Source organism: Rhodococcus sp. WS3 (genome assembly GCF_003797085.1).
Classification (GTDB): domain Bacteria; phylum Actinomycetota; class Actinomycetes; order Mycobacteriales; family Mycobacteriaceae; genus Rhodococcus_F; species Rhodococcus_F globerula.
Genome location: NZ_RKMA01000004.1, coordinates 227,941 through 249,371, shown reverse-complemented (window position 1 = coordinate 249,371; position 21,431 = coordinate 227,941). Strand labels below are relative to the sequence as shown.

Annotated in this window: 15 protein-coding genes; 12 read left to right on the top strand and 3 right to left on the bottom strand. The window is 61.4% G+C overall.

Annotation, left to right across the window (positions count from 1 at the left end; translation table 11 throughout):
- Positions 1-5 precede the first annotated feature (5 nt).
- From EEB13_RS28950 to EEB13_RS28930, 5 genes are all read left to right on the top strand, one after another.
- On the top strand, positions 6-893 hold the full coding sequence (locus EEB13_RS28950; RefSeq protein WP_033233679.1) for a LysR family transcriptional regulator ArgP: 888 nt from the start codon (positions 6-8) through the stop codon (positions 891-893).
- Between the two features lie 115 nt (positions 894-1,008).
- Positions 1,009-2,481, top strand: a complete 1,473-nt coding sequence (locus tag EEB13_RS28945; RefSeq protein ID WP_141486840.1) for a class I adenylate-forming enzyme family protein — start codon at positions 1,009-1,011, stop codon at positions 2,479-2,481.
- Between the two features lie 85 nt (positions 2,482-2,566).
- A complete protein-coding gene (locus EEB13_RS28940; protein ID WP_033233678.1) occupies positions 2,567-4,414 on the top strand; it encodes a DUF3556 domain-containing protein in 1,848 nt (615 codons plus the stop codon).
- A complete protein-coding gene (locus EEB13_RS28935; RefSeq protein ID WP_141486839.1) occupies positions 4,411-5,844 on the top strand; it encodes a phytoene desaturase family protein in 1,434 nt (477 codons plus the stop codon). Before EEB13_RS28940 ends, EEB13_RS28935 begins: the two co-directional genes overlap by 4 nt.
- The gene (locus tag EEB13_RS28930; protein ID WP_141486838.1) at positions 5,841-7,163 is read left to right on the top strand and encodes a PucR family transcriptional regulator; all 1,323 of its coding nucleotides are present in this window, start codon (positions 5,841-5,843) and stop codon (positions 7,161-7,163) included. Before EEB13_RS28935 ends, EEB13_RS28930 begins: the two co-directional genes overlap by 4 nt.
- Positions 7,164-7,172: 9 nt before the next feature.
- Here the strand turns inward: EEB13_RS28930 and EEB13_RS28925 are convergent, their stop codons facing one another.
- Together EEB13_RS28925 and EEB13_RS28920 are read right to left on the bottom strand one after the other, a co-directional pair.
- Entirely contained in the window at positions 7,173-8,321 is a 1,149-nt protein-coding gene (locus EEB13_RS28925; RefSeq protein WP_141486837.1) for an RNA polymerase sigma factor, read from the bottom strand.
- A gap of 9 nt (positions 8,322-8,330) precedes the next feature.
- The gene (locus EEB13_RS28920) at positions 8,331-8,738 is read right to left on the bottom strand and encodes a YciI family protein (RefSeq protein WP_095887364.1); all 408 of its coding nucleotides are present in this window, start codon (positions 8,736-8,738) and stop codon (positions 8,331-8,333) included.
- A 168-nt stretch (positions 8,739-8,906) separates the two neighbouring features.
- Between EEB13_RS28920 and EEB13_RS28915 the strand changes: the two genes are divergently transcribed.
- The 7 genes from EEB13_RS28915 to EEB13_RS28885 all read left to right on the top strand — a co-directional run bounded on the left by EEB13_RS28915 (position 8,907) and on the right by EEB13_RS28885 (position 20,316).
- Complete coding sequence (locus EEB13_RS28915; RefSeq protein WP_095888041.1) at positions 8,907-10,196, top strand: SWIM zinc finger domain-containing protein; 1,290 nt, start codon at positions 8,907-8,909, stop codon at positions 10,194-10,196.
- Positions 10,193-11,677 (top strand): DUF5691 domain-containing protein, encoded by a 1,485-nt coding sequence (locus EEB13_RS28910; protein ID WP_141486836.1) that lies wholly within the window; start codon positions 10,193-10,195, stop codon positions 11,675-11,677. Before EEB13_RS28915 ends, EEB13_RS28910 begins: the two co-directional genes overlap by 4 nt.
- Complete coding sequence (locus tag EEB13_RS28905; protein ID WP_095887362.1) at positions 11,674-12,774, top strand: ATP-binding protein; 1,101 nt, start codon at positions 11,674-11,676, stop codon at positions 12,772-12,774. Before EEB13_RS28910 ends, EEB13_RS28905 begins: the two co-directional genes overlap by 4 nt.
- Positions 12,775-12,782: 8 nt before the next feature.
- The gene (locus EEB13_RS28900) at positions 12,783-14,966 is read left to right on the top strand and encodes a DUF5682 family protein (RefSeq protein ID WP_181317482.1); all 2,184 of its coding nucleotides are present in this window, start codon (positions 12,783-12,785) and stop codon (positions 14,964-14,966) included.
- The gene (locus EEB13_RS28895; RefSeq protein WP_095887360.1) at positions 14,963-16,120 is read left to right on the top strand and encodes a VWA domain-containing protein; all 1,158 of its coding nucleotides are present in this window, start codon (positions 14,963-14,965) and stop codon (positions 16,118-16,120) included. Before EEB13_RS28900 ends, EEB13_RS28895 begins: the two co-directional genes overlap by 4 nt.
- Positions 16,121-16,149: 29 nt before the next feature.
- Positions 16,150-17,784, top strand: coding sequence for an MFS transporter (locus EEB13_RS28890; RefSeq protein WP_033233869.1), 1,635 nt, complete (start codon positions 16,150-16,152; stop codon positions 17,782-17,784).
- A gap of 204 nt (positions 17,785-17,988) precedes the next feature.
- The gene (locus tag EEB13_RS28885; protein WP_033233669.1) at positions 17,989-20,316 is read left to right on the top strand and encodes a putative bifunctional diguanylate cyclase/phosphodiesterase; all 2,328 of its coding nucleotides are present in this window, start codon (positions 17,989-17,991) and stop codon (positions 20,314-20,316) included.
- Here the strand turns inward: EEB13_RS28885 and EEB13_RS28880 are convergent.
- Complete coding sequence (locus EEB13_RS28880) at positions 20,303-21,427, bottom strand: GGDEF domain-containing protein (protein ID WP_072782667.1); 1,125 nt, start codon at positions 21,425-21,427, stop codon at positions 20,303-20,305. The two genes, EEB13_RS28885 and EEB13_RS28880, sit on opposite strands and share 14 nt — an antisense overlap.
- Between the last annotated feature and the right edge of the window lie 4 nt (positions 21,428-21,431).

Here is a 21,431-nt window from a genome sequence, read left to right as displayed (position 1 = left end):
AGATCATGCTGGACATTGAGCAGTTGAAAGCGCTCCACGCCGCGGTAGACGAGGGAACATTCGACGCGGCTGCTCGGAAACTGCACATCACGCCATCTGCAGTCAGTCAGCGGATCAAAGCACTCGAACGTGCGGTGGGCCGGATTCTGCTGCAACGCACCAAGCCGGTTCAGGTCACCGACTCGGGGCGCGAGGTACTGCGATTGGCCCGTCAGATAGATGCTCTCTCGCGGGATACCATGCGCGAGTTGGGTCTTGACAACGAACAGGGCTCTCTGGCTCGTATCTCGGTTGCGGTCAACGCAGACTCGTTGTCCACGTGGGTACTTCAGGTGCTTGCAGATTTCACGGCCGAAGCGAGTTTCGACTTTCATCTCGACGATCAGGACCATACAACCGATCTCCTCCGTGACGGGTCGGTGATGGCGGCAGTAACCTCGGCGGCGACGCCAATTCAAGGGTGCACGTCGAGCCGGCTCGGCATCATGCGCTACCGGCCGATGGCAAGCGTCGAATTCTGTGACAGATGGTTTTCGGACGGTGTTACGGCAGAAGCACTTTCAGCCGCACCGGTGGTGGTGTTCAACCGCAAGGATTTGCTGCAGGACAGGTACTTGCGCAGGAAGGTCGGCTACCCCGTTGACCCTCCTCGTCACCAGGTGCCCTCGTCTGCGGGTTTTTCGGATGCGGTGCGACTGGGCTACGGCTGGGGTCTGTTGCCTGATCTGCAAAGTCACGAATCGGCGTATGCGCTGATCGGGTTCGATCCGGATTTCGTCTACGACGTGCCGCTGTTCTGGCAGCAGTGGAAGTTGTCGCCGCCCATCTTGGTGCGAATCGCCGACGCCGTTGCTGCTCGTGCCCAGGAAATCTTGCCTCAATCGAGTGCCTGACCGATTGTGCTCCGGAGACAAAGAAATTGGGCAAGTTGAGCCTCCGCGACCGTTTCTTCGGCCCCAGATCGCCGATAGTGTTCTGAGTCACATGCAATGAAAGGTGCTGACTCACGTGGTGGACATCGGATATCTGGCCCCCGATCTGGCAAAGAAGTACGGATCCGCTCCGTGCCTTCGTGACGATAGAAGCGAACTGACCTATGCGGAGTTCGCCGATCGCGTAGAAGCTGTTGCGGCGCAACTCGCAAGCCGGGGTATCGGGCGTGGTGACGTCATTGCGATCATGCTTCCCAACCGAGTCGAGTTGGTGACGGCGATCATGGCGGCCTGGCGACTCGGCGCCGCTGCGACACCGATCAATCCGATGTTCACGGCCAATGAGGCCGACTATCAGATCATGGATTCCGGTGCGCAACTGGTTGTTACGTCTGGACTGGGTGCACCGAACGGTGGACGCGCAGTGCTGTGCGTCGATGATCTGGCTGTTGCGCCACCATCCGTACCGTTGCCGGACGTCGCCGTCGCGGAGGAAGACCTTGCGCTCTTGATCTACACCAGCGGATCTACGGGTACCCCCAAGGGCGTCATTCTGACCCATGCCAACCTGCAGTTCATGGCGTCGTCGATGGGGCGCAGCATCGGCATCACGGGAGCGGACCATTGTCTTCTGGTACTGCCCTTGTTTCACGTCAATGCTATTTGCGTGAGCGTTCTCGCCCCGCTGATCGTCGGCGGTCAGGTCAGTATCACCGGAAAGTTCTCGGTATCAAGGTTCTTCGACGACGTGGCACGCTTGCGGCCCACCTACTTTTCCGCCGTTCCCGCCATCTACGCGATGCTGACCTCGCAGTCCGAAGGTGCAACGCTCGACACGGCGTCGTTGCGACTAGGTGTCTGCGGCGCCGCACCGATCAGTAAGGAACTGCTCGAACGCGCCGAGGAACGGTTCGGTTTTGTCATCGTGGAAGGCTACGGACTGACCGAGGGAACATGTGCGTCCGCGTGTAATCCCTATGACGGCATTCGCAAACTCGGCACAGTCGGCCCTGCGTTGCCCGGGCAAGAGATTGCGATCCTCGCCGACGACGGGACTCTTGCTCGGCGTGGTGTCGCGGGCGAAGTAATCATCAAGGGTGCCAACGTGATGCGTGGCTACCTGAACAGACCGGAAGAGACAGCCAAAACTGTTGTGGACGGTTGGTTGCACACGGGCGACGTCGGGTTTCTGGACGAGGATGGTTACCTGACTCTGGTCGACCGCATCAAAGACATGATCATCCGGGGAGGAGAGAACATCTACCCCAAGGAAATCGAAAACTCGCTTGCCACGCACCCTTCCGTGTTGGAGGCCGCTGTGATCGGGGCTCCGCACCAGGTCTACGGAGAGGTACCTGTTGCCTATGTTGTTGCGTATCCGGATTCGCCTGTCACGGAAAACGAACTGCTCGAACATGTCACGGCGCTCCTCACTCGCGTGAAGCTGCCAGTGGCGATCTACGTCGTCGACGCGCTACCCCGAAACCCGGTGGGCAAGATCGACAAACCTGGAATGCGGCGAGCATTGAGCGTCGAACCCGCTCGCTAGCCACATACCCGTAATACCCGAATAACTCGATGACGTGCGTCGAGTTGATCCGTCATGCCCACATATTGCACATCAGGAGCACACCATGGGATTCAAAGAAGGAAACTTCCCTCCCGTCGACCCGGCCACGTTCATGGACAAGCCCTTCCTCGAGCGCCTTCGCGACATGTCCACGCACTGGGTGGATTACGGCTTCGGGACACCGAAGATGGTCCACACCGTCTACATCATGAAGTTGCTGTTCCTCTACCTATTGGCCGGAACGGCAGTTGCGACATTGACTTCCGGTCTTTCCTGGGTTGATCCAGGATCTTGGTGGAATCAGCCCATCGTCTACCAAAAGCTGATCCTGTGGACGATGATGCTCGAGATGCTGGGCCTGGCAGGTTCGTGGGGCCCGCTGGCCGGTCACTTCAAGCCGATGACCGGTGGCGTCCTCTACTGGATTCGGCCGGGAACGATTCGCCTGCCACCGTGGCCGGGCAAGGTTCCACTCACTTCCGGCGACACCCGGACGGTGTTCGACGTGCTCATCTACGTCGCCGCTGTTGCCAATCTTCTTGTTGCCACAGTGCTTCCAGGAGTGCACACCACGGGAATCGACGCGGCGATCGCCGACAACGCCGGACTGGTACGCCCGACCGCCCTGTACTCGTTCCTGGTCCTCATGGCGATTCTTGGTCTGCGCGACAAGGTCCCGTTCATCGCCGCGCGCAGCGAGCAGTACCTGCCGGCTATTTTCTTCTTCACGTTCCTGCCGTTCGTCGACATGATCCTGGCGCTCAAGTTGCTGATCGTCATGGTGTGGATCGGAGCCGGTATCTCGAAGTTCGGTCGCCACTTCTCACTGGTGGTTCCGCCGATGTTGAGTAATACACCGTGGATTCCCTCGAAGAAGATCAAGCGCGCGCACTACCGTAATTTCCCCGAAGACCTGCGGCCCTCACACCTCGGTGGCGGCGTTGCACACGTGGCGGGAACGATGGTCGAGATCGTCACACCGTTGATCCTGCTGTTCTCCACCAACAAGACCCTGACCATTCTTGCCGTAATTCTCATGGTCGGATTCCACCTGTTCATCGCGTCGACCTTCCCGTTGGCTGTTCCACTGGAATGGAACCTGCTGTTTGCCTACGCGGCGGCGTTCCTGTTCCTCGGCTTCCCGGCGTGGGACGGCTACGGCCTCGGTGCCATGTCCTCGCCGTGGATTACCGTGGGAATTGTTGCAGCACTTGCTTTCTTCCCGATTCTCGGCAATCTTCGACCCGATCTCGTGTCCTTCCTGCCCTCCATGCGTCAGTACGCCGGAAACTGGGCGTCTGCGACGTGGGCATTCGCGCCGGGTGCCGAAGCCAAGATCGATCAGTGCATCAAGCGTCCGTCGCCCGATACCCGTAATCAGTTGATGACGATGTACCCCGAAGACGTGTCCGACGTCGTTCTGCATCAGCTGTTGGGGTGGCGTTCGATGCACAGCCAGGGGCGCGCGCTGTTCTCGCTGATGCTCCGGCACCTCGGTGAGGACATCAACACGTACTCCTTGCGGGAGGCCGAATTCATGTGCAACTCCATCGTCGCCTTCAACTTCGGCGACGGCCATCTGCACGACGAGAAGATGATCGCGGCGATTCAGCGTCGTTGCAACTTCGCACCGGGCGAGTTCCTGGTGACGTGGATCGAATCCCAGCCCATCCACAAGGGCACACAGGAATACAAGGTGATCGACGCGGCGTTGGGCGTCATCGAACGGGGCACCTTCAAGGTGGCCGACGCGGTAGCCGAACAACCGTGGTTGCCGAATGGCCCCATTCCGTTCGATGTTCAGTGGACACTGGACGTACGAGCTGACCGCGCGGCGACAGACCCGCAGGTCGTCTCCGAGCCGAGGATGCGAACGAAGACCAGCAGTATCGAGCAAGAGGTGGGTAAGTGACAAAGGCCGTAGTTGTCGGCAGCGGGCCGAACGGGCTCGCTGCCGCGGTACACCTTGCCAGGAGCGGTGTGGACGTGCAGGTACTCGAGGCCGCCGACCAGATCGGCGGAGGAACACGCTCCGGTCCGATCGACGTGCCCGGGTTGATCCACGATCACTGCTCGGCGTTTCACCCGATGGGTATCGGTTCGCCGTACCTGTCCAAGCTCGACCTCGAGCGGTACGGGTTGATTTGGCGGTGGGCCGAGGCGGACTGTGCGCACCCCCTCGACAACGGAGATGCCGGTGTTCTGTATCGCTCGCTGGAGCAGACCGCAGCGGGGCTCGGCGTGGACGGGCAGCGATGGCAACGCATGTTCAGCGACCTGTCGACTGGTTTCGACGCTCTCGCGTCCGACCTGATGCGCCCCATCGTGAACGTTCCGCGGCATCCGCTCAGGCTTGCGGCTTTCGGTCCGCGAGCACTGCTTCCGGCAACCGTGACCGCGAAATTGTGGAAGACGGACAAGGGCAAGGCTTTGTTCGGTGGGGTCGCCGCGCACGCCTTCTATCCACTTCACCGTCCGGCCACATCGGCCGTGGGGTTGATGATCACCGCGGCTGGTCACCGCTACGGATGGCCAGTTGCCGAGGGCGGTTCACGCTCCATCACCGATGCGTTAGCGGCGATGCTCCTCGATCATGGTGGCAAGATCGACACCGGTATCCGGGTGCGCACAGCTGTCGAGATTCCGGACGCCGATGTTGTTCTGATGGATGTCAATCCAGTTGGTGCTCTCGAAATCCTGGGGGATCGTCTCCCCTCCCGAGTGGCAAAGGCCTACCGGAAGTTCAAGTTGGCACCCGGCGCTTTCAAGGTTGATTTTGCGATCGAAGGTCATGTGCCGTGGACTAACCCGGATTGTGCGCGGGCCGGAACAGTCCATCTGGCAGGTGGTTTCGACGAAATTGTGGCAAATGAGCGTGAGACGAATGCGGGGCGCATGCCGCAGCGACCGTTTGTGCTCTTAGGGCAGCAATACCTCGCTGATCCCACCCGCTCTGCCGGGAACATCCATCCGCTGTACGCCTATGCCCATGTGCCACAAGGATATACCGGCGACGCTACGGAGGTGATCATCCGCCAGATCGAAAGGTTTGCACCGGGGTTCCGGGATCAGATCGTGGCCACATCGAGTCGCAGTACCGCTGATCTGGCACAGGACAATCCGAATCAGGTGGGCGGCGACATCATCGGAGGAGCAAACTCCGAACTGCAAGTGGTGTTGCGTCCGCGCATCGCTGTAGATCCGTACAGTACCGGGATCGAGGGCACCTACCTTTGCTCGGCGTCGACGCCGCCAGGGGCCGGGGCACACGGAATGTGCGGGTACAACGCGGCCGAATCTGCACTGAAGTACCTCAGGCGGAAGGGTGCGGAGGTTTTGTGACGGGTCCATCGCACAAGGATCGAGACGCCGTCGCGAGGCGGCGCCTCGCCCGGGTGCCGGCTGCCGCCGAACCGGAAGTTCTTGCCGTGGTTGCAGAATTGGCGCGACGCCTCGATGCGCGTAGCACTGAAATAGCGCGCGAAATGAGCGTCATGATGGCTCACGAGATCGACCAGTTGGACAACGATGCCAATTTGATCGAGATGCTCGAAGCCAGCGTGCAGGGAAATGTCACCACCATCATTCATGTGCTGGCAAACGACATCCCCATCGATCATCTCCAGCCCACAACTGCGGCAGTGGAATACGCGCTCAGGCTCGCCCAACGAGATGTCCCGTCCAACTCGTTGGTACGGGCATATCACATGGGCCAGGGCGATCTGATGAGGATCTGCCATGACGAGGTCAGCGCCCTCGATATTCCAGCCCGACTGACTTTGGCTGTCCTGAAACATACTTCGGACGTGGTGTACAGCTACATCGACTGGATTACGTTGTACGTCTTCGATGCGTACGAACAGGAGCGAAGTCGGTGGATCAACGCACAGGGCAACTTGCATTCGGCTGCGATCCACGCACTGTTGTCCGGAACTGGCGCAGACGCGGGAAGTTTCGAGGCTGAAACCGGATATCGGCTGGACCAGAACCATATTGCCGTAGTTGCCTGGTCGACGTGGGACGCCGATGCGTTGGGTTTCAATGCCCTGGATCGGCTGGTGCGTGATCTCGGCGCGGCGGCCGGCGCTGACAAATCAGTGATCGTTACCGCGATCGACCGTCGAACAGTGTGGGCGTGGTTGCCCTTCGGACGCCGCGTTCCGGCACCGGATCTGCAGGTGCTGTCGGCATCCGTGCCGCTCGACGGTGGCACCCGCGTCGCCATCGGTCTTCCCGGGAATGGGATGTCCGGGTTCAAGCGTTCGCATGAGCAAGCGCGCGCCGCCTATTCTGTTGCAACCGTGCCGGATACGCCGGGACGGCCTCTCGTGAGTTTTGGTGACCGAGGCATCGCGGTGGTGTCTCTCCTGTCGGACAATCTGGACGCGACCAAGTCCTGGGTGTGGGAAGTGTTGGGGCCGTTGGCTGCCGACACCCCGGGTGCGGCGTCCCTGCGCACAACATTGAGCGTGTACTTTGCGAACGGCGAAAGTCACCTGCATACCGCCAATCAGATGAATCTGCACCGCAATACCGTGAAATACCGCATCAACAAAGCGCTCGGCGATCCAGTCATCGTCGGGCGTGACAAGCTGGATCTGGCTCTGGCGTTACAGGTGTGCGAATTGCTCGGTAGATCGGTGTTGCGCCCTCCCGGTTGAGACAGGAATTCAGTCTGCACTCCGGCGGGAGTTGAGCCGGGAAGCCTGGCGTGTGAGGTGGTCGCGTTCGGCGAGGTTGGTTGCCTTGTGCGCCGCCTCGCCGTACAGGTGTGCGGCCGTCGTGAGGTCTCCGTCGCGCTCGTGAAGATACGCCGCCACCGCCGTGTAGCGGGGCAGTGAGTTGTCCAGCCTTGCCAGTGCCGCCAGACCGGCGCGTGCTCCGTCAGCCTCTCCCACGGCGACCGCTCGGTTGAGGCGGACAACCGGGCTGTCGGTGAGTTGCTCGAGTTCGTCGTACCACTCGACGATCTGAACCCAGTCGGTTTCCTCGGCGGTGAGCGCGTCAGCGTGGAGTGCCGCTATAGCGGCCTGGGCCTGGTACTCACCGAGCCGGTCGCGGGCGAGCGCGGCGTACAAGGTTGTGATGCCCTCGCTGATCGCCGCGGTGTCCCACCGGCTGCGATCTTGCTCCGCGAGGGGCACAAGATTGCCGTCGGGTGAGATCCGGGCAGCCCGCCGAGCGTGGTGGAGCAACATGAGGGCGAGCAAGCCCGCCACTTCGGGGTGGTCGATTGCGGCCGCGAGCTGCCGGGTGAGCCGGATGGCCTCGGCAGCGAGGTCGACATCGCCGGAGTACCCCTCGTTGAAGACCAGGTAGAGGACTCGCAGGACCGTGGCGACATCGCCCGGCTGATCGAACCGCACGCCGGATACGGTGCGCTTGGCCCGGCTGATGCGCTGCGCCATCGTCGATTCGGGGACCAGGTAAGCCTGCGCGATCTGGCGGGTGGTCAGCCCGCCGACAGCCCGCAGCGTGAGTGCGACTGCGGATGACGACGTCAGCGACGGGTGCGCACACAGAAAGTAGAGCTGGAGTGTGTCGTCCACTGCGGGTGCGGACTCCCGCACGGCTTCTTCCTCGAGCAGCTGCTCACGCCTGGTGCGAGCAGCCTCCGCTCGGGTCGCGTCGAGGAATCGCCGCCAGGCGACGGTGACCAACCAGCCCTTCGGATCTCGCGGCGGGTTGTCGGGCCAGACCCGAACTGCCTCGAGCAGCGCATCCTGCACGGCGTCCTCGGCCGCCGCGAAATCTGCTCCGCGGCGGACGAGGATTCCGAGCACGCTCGGAGTGAGGCTCCGAAGCAAGACGTCGTTCATCTGTCGAAGTCAGTCGGTAATCGTGGGTGGCGCGGTCAAGAAGGGGCGCAATTCGAGCCACTCGTGGATCGGCTTTCCGCCGGCTCCGGGTGCTGCCGACAACTCACCCGCCAGTTCGACGGCACGGTCGTAGCTGTCGACGTCGATCACCATCCAGCCGGCGATGAGGTCCTTGGTCTCCGCGAACGGGCCGTCGGTGACGGGCGGTCGACCCTCGCCGTCGTACCGGACAAATGTTCCTGAAGGGGCAAGAGCCTGACCGTCGACGAACTCTCCCGTCCCCTCGAGCCGATCCGCGAAGTCCTGCATGTACTGCATGTGGGCCGTGATCTCTTCCGGTGTCCACTGATCCATGGGAACGTCGTTGACCGACGCCGGAGCGCCGCGGTAATGCTTGAGAAGCAGGTACTTGGCCATCGTGTTTCTCCTCGGGGTTGGTGCCACCATTCTGGTCGCACTTCACTACAGGGACGTAGCAAGCCACGGATTCTCGACATCATGCCGACAAGTTTTTTCGAGCTTTGTGTATGTGCTGGTGAAGCGTCTGAAAGCGGTGGTGTCGGCAGCGTGACCTACGGTGTTCGAGTGACTTCGCCGTGGACTGCCGGGCAGGTGGCATCGGTAGCTCCCGACGCCTCCTCGTTGGCAGCTGCGCAGAAACTGGCCGGTTCGTGGTCGCAGACCGGGCAGGTCGAGAACGGCCTCTGGGGACTGTGCCAGGGCAGCGGATCGAAGCCTTACCAGGCGATAGTCGACCTGAGCGGTCCCGCCTACAAGTGTTCGTGCCCCAGCCGCAAGTTCCCGTGCAAGCACGCGCTCGGCCTTCTCCTCGAATGGTCGACCGGACGCGTCCCGGTGGCATCGGAACCGCTCGACTTCGCTGCGGAGTGGTTGGCACAACGGGAGGGGAAGGCCGCACAGCAACCGGTACCTGCCGCCAAGGCAGTTGCCGATCCGGCCACAGCCCAGAAACGCGCCGAACGAGTGGCAAGCGGATTGGTCGAATTGGACCTGTGGATCACCGACCAGATACGTGGTGGCCTGGCATCGATGGATATCTCCTGGGAAGCGCTCGACGGAGTGGCCGCACGCATGGTCGACGCGCAGGCGCCGGGGGTTGCCGGAGCGCTCCGGTCGCTGGCCGGGGCGGTGGCCGGGGCGGAGAACTGGCCCGAACTGGTGTTGGGTGAACTCGTACGCCTGCATCTCCTTGTTGTTGCGCATCAGAGAATGGACCAACTTCCCGGTCCACTTCGGGATTCGGTGCGAGCGCACGTCGGATACCCGGTGTCCACCGAGAGTGTGATGGAACTGCCTGCTGTTCGCGAACTCTGGATGGTGATGGGTTCACGCATCACGGAGGAGAAGCGGCTCTTCACCCGCACCACGTGGCTCCGGGGGCGAGCTACGGGACGCTGGGCGATTTTGCTCGACTTCTCCCACGGTTCCCCCAACTTCTCGGGTGTCGTGCCGCCCGTCGGACATGTTGTCGACGCAGACCTGCACTTCTATCCCGGTGCGGCGGCGCTGCGGGCACGACTCGGAGCAACACATGGTGACGCGGAGCCGTTCACGACTCTGCCGCCGGGGAATATTGCGGCGGCGCTGGAGCACTACACCGACGCAGTCAGCGCTGATCCGTGGTTGCGGTCGTGGCCGGTTGTGGTCACCGATGTGACGCCGTCATATGTCGACGGATCATGGTTTCTGGTGGACAAGTCCGGTTCAGCGCTGCCGGCAGAAGGTGATTCACGCATGATGTGGACACTCCTCGGAATCTCCGGCGGGTATCCGGTGAGTGTCTGCGGAACGTGGAATGCACGATACATCGAGGCATTCTCGGTATTCGTGAGTGGCCAGGTGACGGCACTGTGAGCACTCTCATGTCGGCGGCTCTGCTCGGAACATCGCGTACAGCACCGAGTTTCGATGATCTCCCGGTCGATGTCCGTTCGGCTGCCACGCGACTTGGCGGCGATCCGGCAGTCGTGCTGCTGGAGGCGACGGCACTGGCCAGGGCCTACCGCGCCGGGGGAGCAGGTTCCGTCACTGCCGACCTGCCTGCGCCCGCGGAGGACGACCCGCGGCTGGTTCTCCCCGAATCGTCTTCTGTGCATCTGCTTTCCATGCTGGCCGCCAAGGCGACGCTACTCGACGAGTGGTTTGCGCTGGCGCTCGAGCGAAACTTCCGGGCACCGGATCATCTGGTCGCGGAATTACTGGCCTATGCACGAGCCAGTGAGGTCTACCGTGAGAGAATCCTGCGAATCGTCGGCGAGCACGGACAGTGGCTAGCTGCCCGAAATCCCGAGTGGTCCATGCTGATTCGTAACCGCAGCGGCGGCGTCGACGGGTGGCGGCACGGAACGCCGGCAGAACGCCTCCGGTGGTTGGCCGATACCCGCCGGAGCGAGCCGGCGCAGGCGTCGGAAGAGCTGACACAATCCTGGGAAACGGAACGGGGAGAACACAAAGCAGCGTTTGTCGCAGCTCTCGTCACCGGATTGAGTGCCGATGACGTGCCCTTGCTCGAACGCGCCCTCGACGACAGGCGCAAGGATGTCCGGCGTGAAGCAGCGACGGTTCTCGCCCGACTGCCGCAGTCGCCTTTCGGTGAACGTATGGCTCGGCGCGTCCAGGAATGGGTGCGGATCGAACGAACACAGTCCGGTGTGCGACTTGTGGTCGAGGCCCCCGAAGAAATCGATGCGGCTGCGAAGCGCGACGGGATCGAGGATCGGCCCAACCCACACACCGATTACCGCGCCGAGTACGTACGGCAGGCGATCAGTGCAGCTCCACTGTCTTTGTGGAACAACATGATCGGTCAACCGTCGGCAGTTCTGAACCTGAGTCTCGACCGAACCTGGGAACCGATCCTTCACGACGCCTGGTCCACGGCCACTGTACTCCAACATAACTCGGAATGGGCTCAGGCGATTTTCCGCACGCGTGGTCTGTCCACCGACAGGCGCCTGCTCCCGATGATTCCGCCGCGCGATCTGGCCGATCTCCTCTTGTCGGGAACTGGTGACGCGAACATCCTGCATCCGGACCGGGCGGCGATCTTCCAGACGCTGCCTCGCCCGTGGCCGGACGACATCACAGCCTCCGTGGTGGCGCAGTGGGAACGCGCCGCGGCCAGGCGTGCAGATGGCGGGGCCAGATCTGCCGAGTTCTCGCGCTACAAGTACTCCGAGTCGCTGCGTCTTGCGCAGGCCAGTTTCCCGTACAGCGCAGTAACCGTGCTCGGCCGAGCTGCGGAACGTGCCCGTGATCTCGACTGGCAGCAAGCTTTTGTCAAGACCGCCAACGCCATTGTCCACCGCAAGACACTGCTCGAGGAGCTCACATGAGTGCCACTGTTGATCCGACCTCACTGATGCGTCCGCACGCCGAGCAGGAATACGCACATGAGTTAGCCGCACTGGCGGCGGCCGACACGCGTCCGCGGCCACCGTCGTGGAACCTCTCACCCTGGGCGGTCGTCACCTACCTACTGGGCGGCACTCTCGAGGACGGTACCGTCATTTCTCCCAAGTACGTGGGCCCGCGTCGGCTGATGGAAGTCGCCGTCGCGACGCTCGCGACCGATCGCGCACTGCTCTTGCTCGGAGTGCCGGGAACCGCTAAAACCTGGGTGTCCGAGCACCTTTCGGCTGCGATATCGGGGGCGTCGACGCTCTTGGTTCAGGGCACGTCCGGCACACCCGAAGAAGCCATCCGGTACGGCTGGAACTACGCGCGTCTGCTCGCCGAAGGCCCTACCGCTGGCGCGTTGGTGCCCTCGCCGGTGATGAACGCGATGGAAACCGGGAAGATCGCTCGAGTCGAGGAGTTGACGCGCATCCCGGCCGACGTGCAGGACGCTCTCATCACGATTCTGTCCGAGAAGACGCTTCCCGTGCCCGAATTGGGTATGGAAGTGCAGGCGGCCAAGGGCTTCAACCTCATCGCCACTGCCAACGACCGCGACCGTGGTGTCAACGATCTGTCCTCCGCATTGCGTCGACGATTCAATACCGTCGTTCTGCCTCTGCCTGCCAGCGAGGAAGACGAGGTGGCCATTGTGGCGCGGCGGGTCGAACAATTGGGTGTGGCGCTGGAGTTGCCACTCGTTCCGGCAGCGGCTGAGGAAATTCGTCGAGTCGTCACGGTATTTCGCGAATTGCGTTCCGGCACCACGGCAGATGGTCGGACAAAGCTGAAGTCCCCATCCGGGACGCTGTCAACAGCAGAGGCGATTTCGGTGGTCACCAACGGCTTGGCGTTGTCCGCGCACTTCGGTGACGGTGTCCTGCGCGCATCAGACGTAGCGGCCGGGATTCTCGGCACGGTGATCAAGGACCCGGTAGCGGACAGCGTGGTGTGGAACGAATACCTAGAGGCCGTGGTGCGTGAACGAGGCGACTGGTCCGACTTCTACCGGGCCTGCCGCGAGGTCACCGGGTGACATTTGCCATGCAGGACAGCAGGGTCCGAGTTTTCGGGATCCGTCATCACGGGCCGGGTTCGGCGCGTGCCGTTCGGCGCGGGTTGGAGGAGTTTGCTCCGGAAGTTGTCCTGATCGAAGGTCCATCGGATGCAGATCCACTGGTAATGCTGGCGGCATCGGAAACCATGTCGCCACCGGTTGCCCTGTTGGCGTATGCGACGGGCGAACCGTCGAAGGCCGCATTTTGGCCGTTTGCGGTGTTCTCACCAGAGTGGCAGGCACTTGACTGGGCCGCGAAAAACGGTGTGCAGGCCCGTTTCTGCGACCTACCGGCGCACAATATGTTGGCGGATCAGCGTGAACTGAGCACGCGTGAAGGAGACCCGCTGGCCGAGTTGGCCGCGGCTGCAGGTTACGACGATACCGAGCGTTGGTGGGATTCCGTCATCGAATCCAACTCGGGTACAGGTAGCTCGGATGTCTTCGATGCGATCACCGATGCGATGGCGGCACTTCGGGAGACCGTTCCGATTGACGAGGAGACGGCGCACCGTGAGGCGTACATGCGTCAGGTGCTGCGAAAAACACTCAAGGACGGCGCGCAGCGAGTGGCCGTCGTGTGCGGTGCGTGGCATGCGCCCGCGTTGGTGGGCCCGCTCGGTCCCGCTTCGGTGGATGCTCGAATCCTCAAGGGAATGACCAAGATCAAGACGTCGTTGACGTGGGTTCCCTGGACGCATTCGCGACTGGCATCCGTATCGGGGTACGGCGCGGGGATCACCTCGCCGGGTTGGTATCACCACCTGTTCACAGCGCAGGACAAGACTGTTGCCCGCTGGCTGACCAAGGTTGCCCGGGTGCTTCGCGCCGAAGATCTGCCGATCTCGAGTGCACACGTCATCGAAGCGGTGAGACTGGCAGAAGCATTGGCAGTCATACGCTCTCGGCCTCTGGCCGGCTTGTCGGAAGTGACAGAGGCGACAAGGTCGGTGATGTGCGACGGTAACGACGTGTTGCTCGATCTGATCACCCGAAAACTGGTGGTCGGTGAGTCTTTGGGTGAAGTGCCTGAAGAAACTCCGACGGTTCCGCTGGAAGCAGACTTGCGGGCCAGGGCAAAAACGCTGCGTCTCAAGCAACAGGCGGGCGCGAAGAACCTTGATCTGGACTTGCGCCGCGACATCGACGTCGAGCGTTCACGATTCCTGCACAGGTTGGCTCTCCTCGATATCGACTGGGGTGTGCCGGCGGAGGACGAAGTGCGTTCTACGGGTACCTTCCGGGAAACGTGGGCATTGCAATGGAAGCCGGAATTTGCGGTGTCGGTGATCGAGGCATCGCTGTGGGGAACAACGGTATCGGTCGGAGCTGCGGCCAAAATCGAGGCACGAGTTCAGGCACCCGATATTGCGCTCGCTGCGCTGATCGAACTCTTGGAACAGTGCCTCCTCGCTGATCTTCCGGACGCGCTGACCCGGGTGCTGACGAGTGTCAAAACTGTTGCAGCTCTTGATCATGACGTAACACATCTGATGGCAGCGCTGCCGATACTCACACGCACCCTGCGCTACGGTGACGTGCGCGGTACCGACGTATCTGCTCTGACGGAAGTTGCCGACGGACTGTTGGTTCGAATCTGCACCGGCCTGCCGGTGGCGGTTACCGGACTTGACGACGCGAGCGCCGAAGAGTTCCGTGATCATCTCGACAAGGTGCACGCGGCCGTGTTGATGCGCGACCATCCGGAGTCCATCGTGCGATGGCTGAAGGTGGTCTCAGGTCTCATCGACCGTGACGACGTCAACGGGATTCTGACGGGTCGGATGGTCCGATTGCTCCGTGATGCCGGATCGATTTCGGAATTCGATGCGGCGCAGCGGTTGTCACGGGCGCTGTCCATCGGTAGCGCGCCAGTGGACAAGGCAGGGTGGGTCGACGGTTTCCTCGGCGGCGGTGGGCTGGTCCTGGTGCACGATCGAGCGCTACTGGACTTGATCGACAGTTGGGTTGGGCAGCTGCGTGAGCAGGATTTCATCGACACCCTCCCGTTGCTGCGCCGGACGTTCGGTGCATTCGAGGCGGGGGAGCGGCGCGCGATCGGACAGGCCGTGCGCGGTGGCCGTGTCACCGAGACCTCAGTCGAGACCGATGCACGACGTGGCCGGGCAGCGATGGCTGTCGTTTCGGATATCTTGGGGGTCAACGCATGAGCGAAGACGAGCAGCGGCTGCGGCGATGGCGCTTGATGCTGGGTGAATCCGCAGAGGAGTCGACGGGCGGACTCGGCTTGCCGGGAGACTCGCAGATGGATGCCGCTCTGGCCGCTCTCTACGACAGTTCGAAGCCAACGAAGGGAACTCGGCGCTCAGCGGGGTTGGGTGCGTCGGCGCCAAAAGTTGCACGGTGGCTCGGCGATATCCGTACCTACTTTCCCAGCACCGTGGTTCAGGTGATGCAGAAGGACGCGATAGAACGACTCGGACTGACGCACCTGCTGCTGGAACCGGAACTGCTCGATGCCGTCGAACCTGATGTGCACTTGGTGGGCACCCTGCTCAGCCTCAACCAGGTGATGCCGGAAGCCAGCAAGGCCACCGCCCGGATGGTGGTGGGCAAGGTGGTGCGCGAAGTGGAGGAGCGCATTGCTCAGAAGACCAGAGCAGCGGTGACCGGGGCGCTCAATCGTGCTGCCCGGACGTCCAATCCGAAGCTGCGAGACATCGATTGGAACCGCACCATCGCGGCGAACTTGAAGAATTACCTGCCCGAGTATCGCACTGTGGTGCCGGAACGACTGATCGGCTACGGACGGAAATCCACGGCCGTACAACGTGACGTGGTACTGGCCATCGATCAATCGGGTTCGATGGCGTCCAGTGTTGTCTATGCCTCGGTATTCGGCGCAGTCCTGGCGTCGATGCGCGCGCTGAAGACGTCGCTGGTGGTCTTCGACACCGCGGTGGTTGATCTGACGGAGAAATTAGCGGATCCGGTGGACGTGCTGTTCGGAACTCAGTTGGGTGGCGGCACCGACATCAACCGAGCGATCGCCTATAGCCAGTCGTTGATCTCACGGCCGTCCGAGTCGATGTTCGTGCTCATCTCCGATCTGTACGAGGGCGGAATTCGCAACGAGATGCTTCGGCGCATGGCCGCGATGAAAGCGGCCGGCGTTCAGGTGGTGGTCTTGCTGGCGCTCTCCGACGACGGTGCACCCTCGTTCGATCACGACAACGCCGCAGCTTTGGGCGGGCTGGGCATTCCTGCTTTTGCGTGTACGCCGGACAAGTTCCCGGAGTTACTCGCGGTGGCGTTGGAGCGCGGCGACGTCGGTGCGTGGGCAGACAAAAATCGCCCTGCTTGAAAGAACACATGTTCGGGTATTCCCTCGCGATGACCCGTGCGCAGACATCGGCAACACAAGCAGGTTCTGGTTTGGTCCTCGCAGTGTTGGCATGTGGCCAATTCTTGATGACTCTCGACAGTTCGGTCATGAACGTCTCGATGGCGACCGTGGCCGCGGATGTCGGGACCACAATTACCGGTATCCAAACCGCTATCACGCTGTACACCCTGGTGATGGCGACCCTGATGATCACGGGCAGCAAAGTCGGTTCGATGATCGGCCGGCGGCGGGCCTTCGGGTTGGGGCTGGTCATCTACGGGGTCGGGTCGTTCACGACGGCGATCGCGCCCAATCTTGCCGTGTTGCTGATCGGATGGTCGCTCCTCGAGGGGATCGGTGCGGCATTGATCATGCCGGCGATCGTGGCGCTGGTGGCATCAAACTTTTCGGCGGAAAAGCGACCGGCCGCATACGGATTGGTAGCGGCCGCCGGAGCGATGGCAGTTGCCGTCGGACCACTGATCGGTGGCGCTGTCACGACTTTCGCGTCGTGGCGGTATGTCTTCCTCGGCGAGGTCGTCCTTGTAGTTGCGATCTTGTTGGTGTTGCGAAAGGTTGCCGATGTTGCCCCCACCAAGGGTCATCTCGACGGTGTGGGTTCCCTATTGTCAGTGGCAGGCCTCGGCATGATCGTTTTCGGTGTTCTGCGTTCGAGTGAATGGGGTTGGTTGCAGGCCAAACCCCAAGGGCCGGAGATGCTGGGGATGTCGCCGGTCGTGTGGCTGTTGCTCGGTGGGATGTTGGTTGTCTACGGCTTCCTCCGCTGGGAAGCGTGGTTGGTCAGTGTAGGCAAGGAACCACTTGTCGATCCGGACATGCTGAGGAATCGGCAACTGACAGGTGGGCTTTCGATGTTCTTTGCCCAATTCCTCGTTCAAGCGGGCGTGTTTTTTGCGGTGCCGCTTTTCCTGTCCGTGGTTCTCGAACTGAGCGCACTCGAGACCGGGGTGCGAATCCTGCCGTTGTCGGCAGCCCTGGTACTGGCCGCGATCGGAATTCCGAAGCTCCGGCCGACGGCGAATCCCCGTCGCGTCGTCCGCATCGGGTTGTTGTCGATGATTGTCGGCATCCTGTTGTTGGTTGCCGGGATGGATCCGGGCGCAAATGCCGCGATCGTGATGGTTCCGATGTTGTTCCTGGGGTTCGGTTTGGGGGCGCTGTCGTCACAACTCGGAGCCGTCACGGTGTCGGCGCTGCCGGACGACAAGAGCGCAGAAGTAGGTGGATTACAGAACACTGCAACCAACCTCGGTGCGTCACTGGGAACGGCGTTGATCGGTTCGGTGCTGATCGCAACATTGACAACGTCGGCAATTGCCGGGATCGAGGACAATCCGGCTGTTCCAGCAGCGGTACAGCAACAAGCCACGACGAATATGGTGTCCGGTGTTCCATTCCTCTCGACCACCCAACTTCAAGACTCCTTGGCGCAGGCCGGCGTGAACGAGCAGACTTCTGCGGCGATCGTCGACGTCAATTCCGAGGCCAGACTCGAAGCTCTGCGTGTTGCTTTTGCCGTCGCAGCGTTCCTTGCCGTCGCGGCGCTGTTCGCGACCGGCCGGATTCCGCGGATACCGGTCGGGTCCGACGATCGAACGAACGGAATTCCTGCCTCCGACTGACAACTGCTTTGCGTCGTTCACGTCGAGAAATGGCGATCTTCGGGAACTGGAAACTCGCAGTCGGCTAACGTCGAGCGAAGAAACAGCCAAAAAGTCTGGAAAGCTCCATTCAACCGGCAATCCGATCGGTATGGCGACAAAGGAGGAACCGATGCCCGGACACCAGCGTCCGGCTGCGATCCGCCACGGTCTCAGGCCACCTGAATGTTGAGTTCTGTCCGACAAACAAGTCGCCGGGCCGCATTGCCGGAATCCGAGCGCAGCGACTTCTTCCGCCGCCAGGTAGACGAGGCCGTCACCGTCGCACCGTTGGCGAACTTTGCCATCATGGCCGGCATCAGTTCGGTGCTCGTGTTTGTCATTCCTCCGGAGCAGCACCTGATTCGCTGGGTCGGCGCGGTGGCGATTCTTCTTGTCTTCCTGAACTCGACTTACACGTGGGTCTCGTTGCGCCAGAAACGAGCGCAACGATCTGTTCGCCGGGACTACATCGGTCTGATGTTCGAGGTTGTAGTTCTCGGAGTCCTCGACGTCGTTCTGTTCGCGCTGCTGTTTTCCGAGACGGCAACCGATGACGTGATCCTGATCGCGACAATGGCCGGTCTCATGGGCGCCGGAACCATCAATTTCTATACGCTTCGTTCAGCCAGTCTGACCTGGATATATATCCACGGTGTTGGGTTGTTCATCATCTTCCTGTCCCACACGAAGCCGTATCTCTCGGTCTTGATGCTTCAACTGGTGATCTACACGTTTGCACTCACAATCGGTGCGCTGTATCTGTCCGCGTCGTTCAAGCGGAGGTGGCTCGCCGAGATGCAAGCCGAATCGGAACGTCAGACAGTGGCCTTGTTGCTCGACGGATTCGAAGGTGGATCACGCGACTGGCTGTGGGAAGTCGACGCTGCGGGACGCTTCACCCACACGTCGCCCCGGTTCGCCGAGGTAACGGGGTTAGCGGTTGGCGAGCTACAGGACAGGACTTTCGATCAGATGCTCGACCAACTTGCCATCACCTCCAGCGCGGAGGGCCGGAAGGCAGTTGATCTGTTGGTCGACAAGTTCGAACGCCAGGTGCCCTTCGGCGATCTGGTGGTGTCAGTCCGCGTCGACGGCGTTTGCCGTTGGTGGTCGCTCTCCGCAAAGCCACGAATCCGCGAGGATGGTGAAATGCTCGGATGGCGCGGCGTCGGTTCCGACATCACCGAGTGGTACGTCCGCGAGCAGGATATTTTGCGGCAGGCGGAGACCGACGCCCTGACGGGACTGCCCAACCGGCGAGCATTCGGACAAGCGCTGGAGCAGGCAATCGCGGACCGTGACGAAGGCCAGGTGCACGTCGCGATCCTCGACCTCGACAACTTCAAATCCGTCAACGACACGCTGGGACATCCGGTGGGAGACGGGTTGCTGCTCGCGGTCACCGAGCGACTGTGCGCCGTAGCGGATTCGGATGTGTGCGCGCGCATGGGTGGTGACGAGTTCGGATTCATCGCCCGGATGCCCGCAGGCCAGAGCGAGCGAGGCGCATTCGAACGATACCTCGACGTCCTGCACGATCCGTTCTTCGTCGACGGCAACCGGATCGAGGTACGCGCGACCATCGGCTTCGCGACCAACCCGAATGACTCCGCCGACGTCGACGAATTGGTCATGCTCGCTGATCTTGCCTTGTACGAGGCCAAGTCGACAGGACGTAACCGGGTGGGCCGATTCTCCCCGGCGCTGCGGGCGCGGGCATCGGAGCGCGCCACCGCTCAACAGGAGCTCGCCCGTGGAATCGCGGCCGACCAATTCGAACTTCACTATCAGCCCCAGGTAGACGCGGTGACCGGTCAGGTGGTGGCGTTCGAGGCATTGATTCGGTGGAACCATCCTGTGCGAGGTCAGCTCGGACCACGCCAGTTCATCGGAGTGGCTGAAGAAACCGGGATGATCATTCCCCTCGGGGCGCGGGCCTTGGAGCTTGCCTGTACGGCTGCCGCGAATTGGCCAGACGGCATCGCGGTCACCGTCAACGTCTCATCCGTTCAGCTGGTGTCCACGGGCTTTCTTGCCACCGTTGTCGATGTATTGAGAACCACCGGACTCGAACCGCATTTGTTGCAGGTCGAAATTACCGAAACCGGGGTCGTCGACGATCGGGCTGTCGCAGATCTGCACCGATTGCGCGAGCTGGGGGTCACCGTAGCTCTGGATGATTTCGGTACCGGATACTCGTCTTTCGCGACTTTGCAGAGGCTGCCCATCGACGTCCTCAAGATCGACCGCGTGTTTATCGTCGACTGTGCCGACCAGCCGATGGCGGTGGTGCAATCGGTGGTCGAACTTGCCGGAACACTAGGGATGAAGTCGTTGGCTGAAGGCGTCGAAACGGCAGTGCAATTGCGACGTGTTCAAGCCGCGCGGTGCCAACTTGTTCAGGGCTTTTACATCAGCAAGCCCCTGGATGCGGCGAATTTGGAAGAATATTTTGCCGCAACGAAGACTGAATCAGGCAGCCATATTCATCCATTCTTCAGATTTCCGTAGCCCTCAAACTGTTTCCTCCGGCGGCTTTCGCTTGATACATCATCGAGTCCGCGACATTCGATGCCACAGATATTGCGGACGATCCACCGGTCCAGGCCTTCGACCCCGCCGGCATTATCACTGCCCCGACGCTCACGGTGGTCGGGACGAGATCGGAATGATCCGAAATTGCAGAAGTGATGCCGTCGATCAACGTGCCAATTTCTTCGTGACATCCTGAAATGACAGCCAGGTACTCTTCGCCGCCCACCCGCCCTACGACGCCCTGATCTCCTATATGCGTCTTCAAGCGGTTGGCAGTGCGAATAATTACTTGGTCGCCCTCGGAATGCCCGTGAAGATCGTTGACCATTTTGAATTTGTCGATGTCGACGACTATGAATGCCAGGCATTTTTCCTGTACCCGGGCCGAATCGAACAAATCGATGACCGCAGCGTCGAGGCCGCGGCGGTTGAACAGTCCGGTCAAAGGATCACGATCGGAATCGCGGGCATCGCGGTAGAGGGTTCGCCACGTCAAATGCGAGAAAATCGGCACGATGGTCACGGCTCCAAGTAGAACGGTGGCTCGGGCCGCGATGGTCGTGGGGTCGACGGTTCCTTGTTGATAGGCGAGCACGAGGATGAGGGTGGTGATCGACGTTGCAAAGATTACGTGCGTCATAAGCCATCTCGCACTGACGAACAGCGTTGCGAAGGTACCGCTTATCGCAAAGATGATGCACCCGAACAATGCCGAGTCGCGGTCGGGGACAAGAAGAATTGCCGACGCGATTCCGAGGTCGGCGAATATGCCGAATGCGAGCAGTCCGCGTCTACCGGGAAATGGCAGCGTGAACCAACAGGTCATGACGATAAGCGATCCGATGACCATGCAGACCGACAGGAATTTGCCGGCACTGGCTGTCGGTGCATCGGGTCCGATCAATTTGAAGAATGCGCCCGATCCGAGGATGGCAGTCATTACGCCAAGCAGGCCACGGAAGATCGGCGCGATAGCGCGACTTGATCGTTGGTTACTTATCCACTCGTAATCGTGTGGTTCGTCGAACCATTCCTTGAGCGTGCGCCACGAGGTGTTCCTCGAACGCACGCTTTCCGAACTGGACATGTGG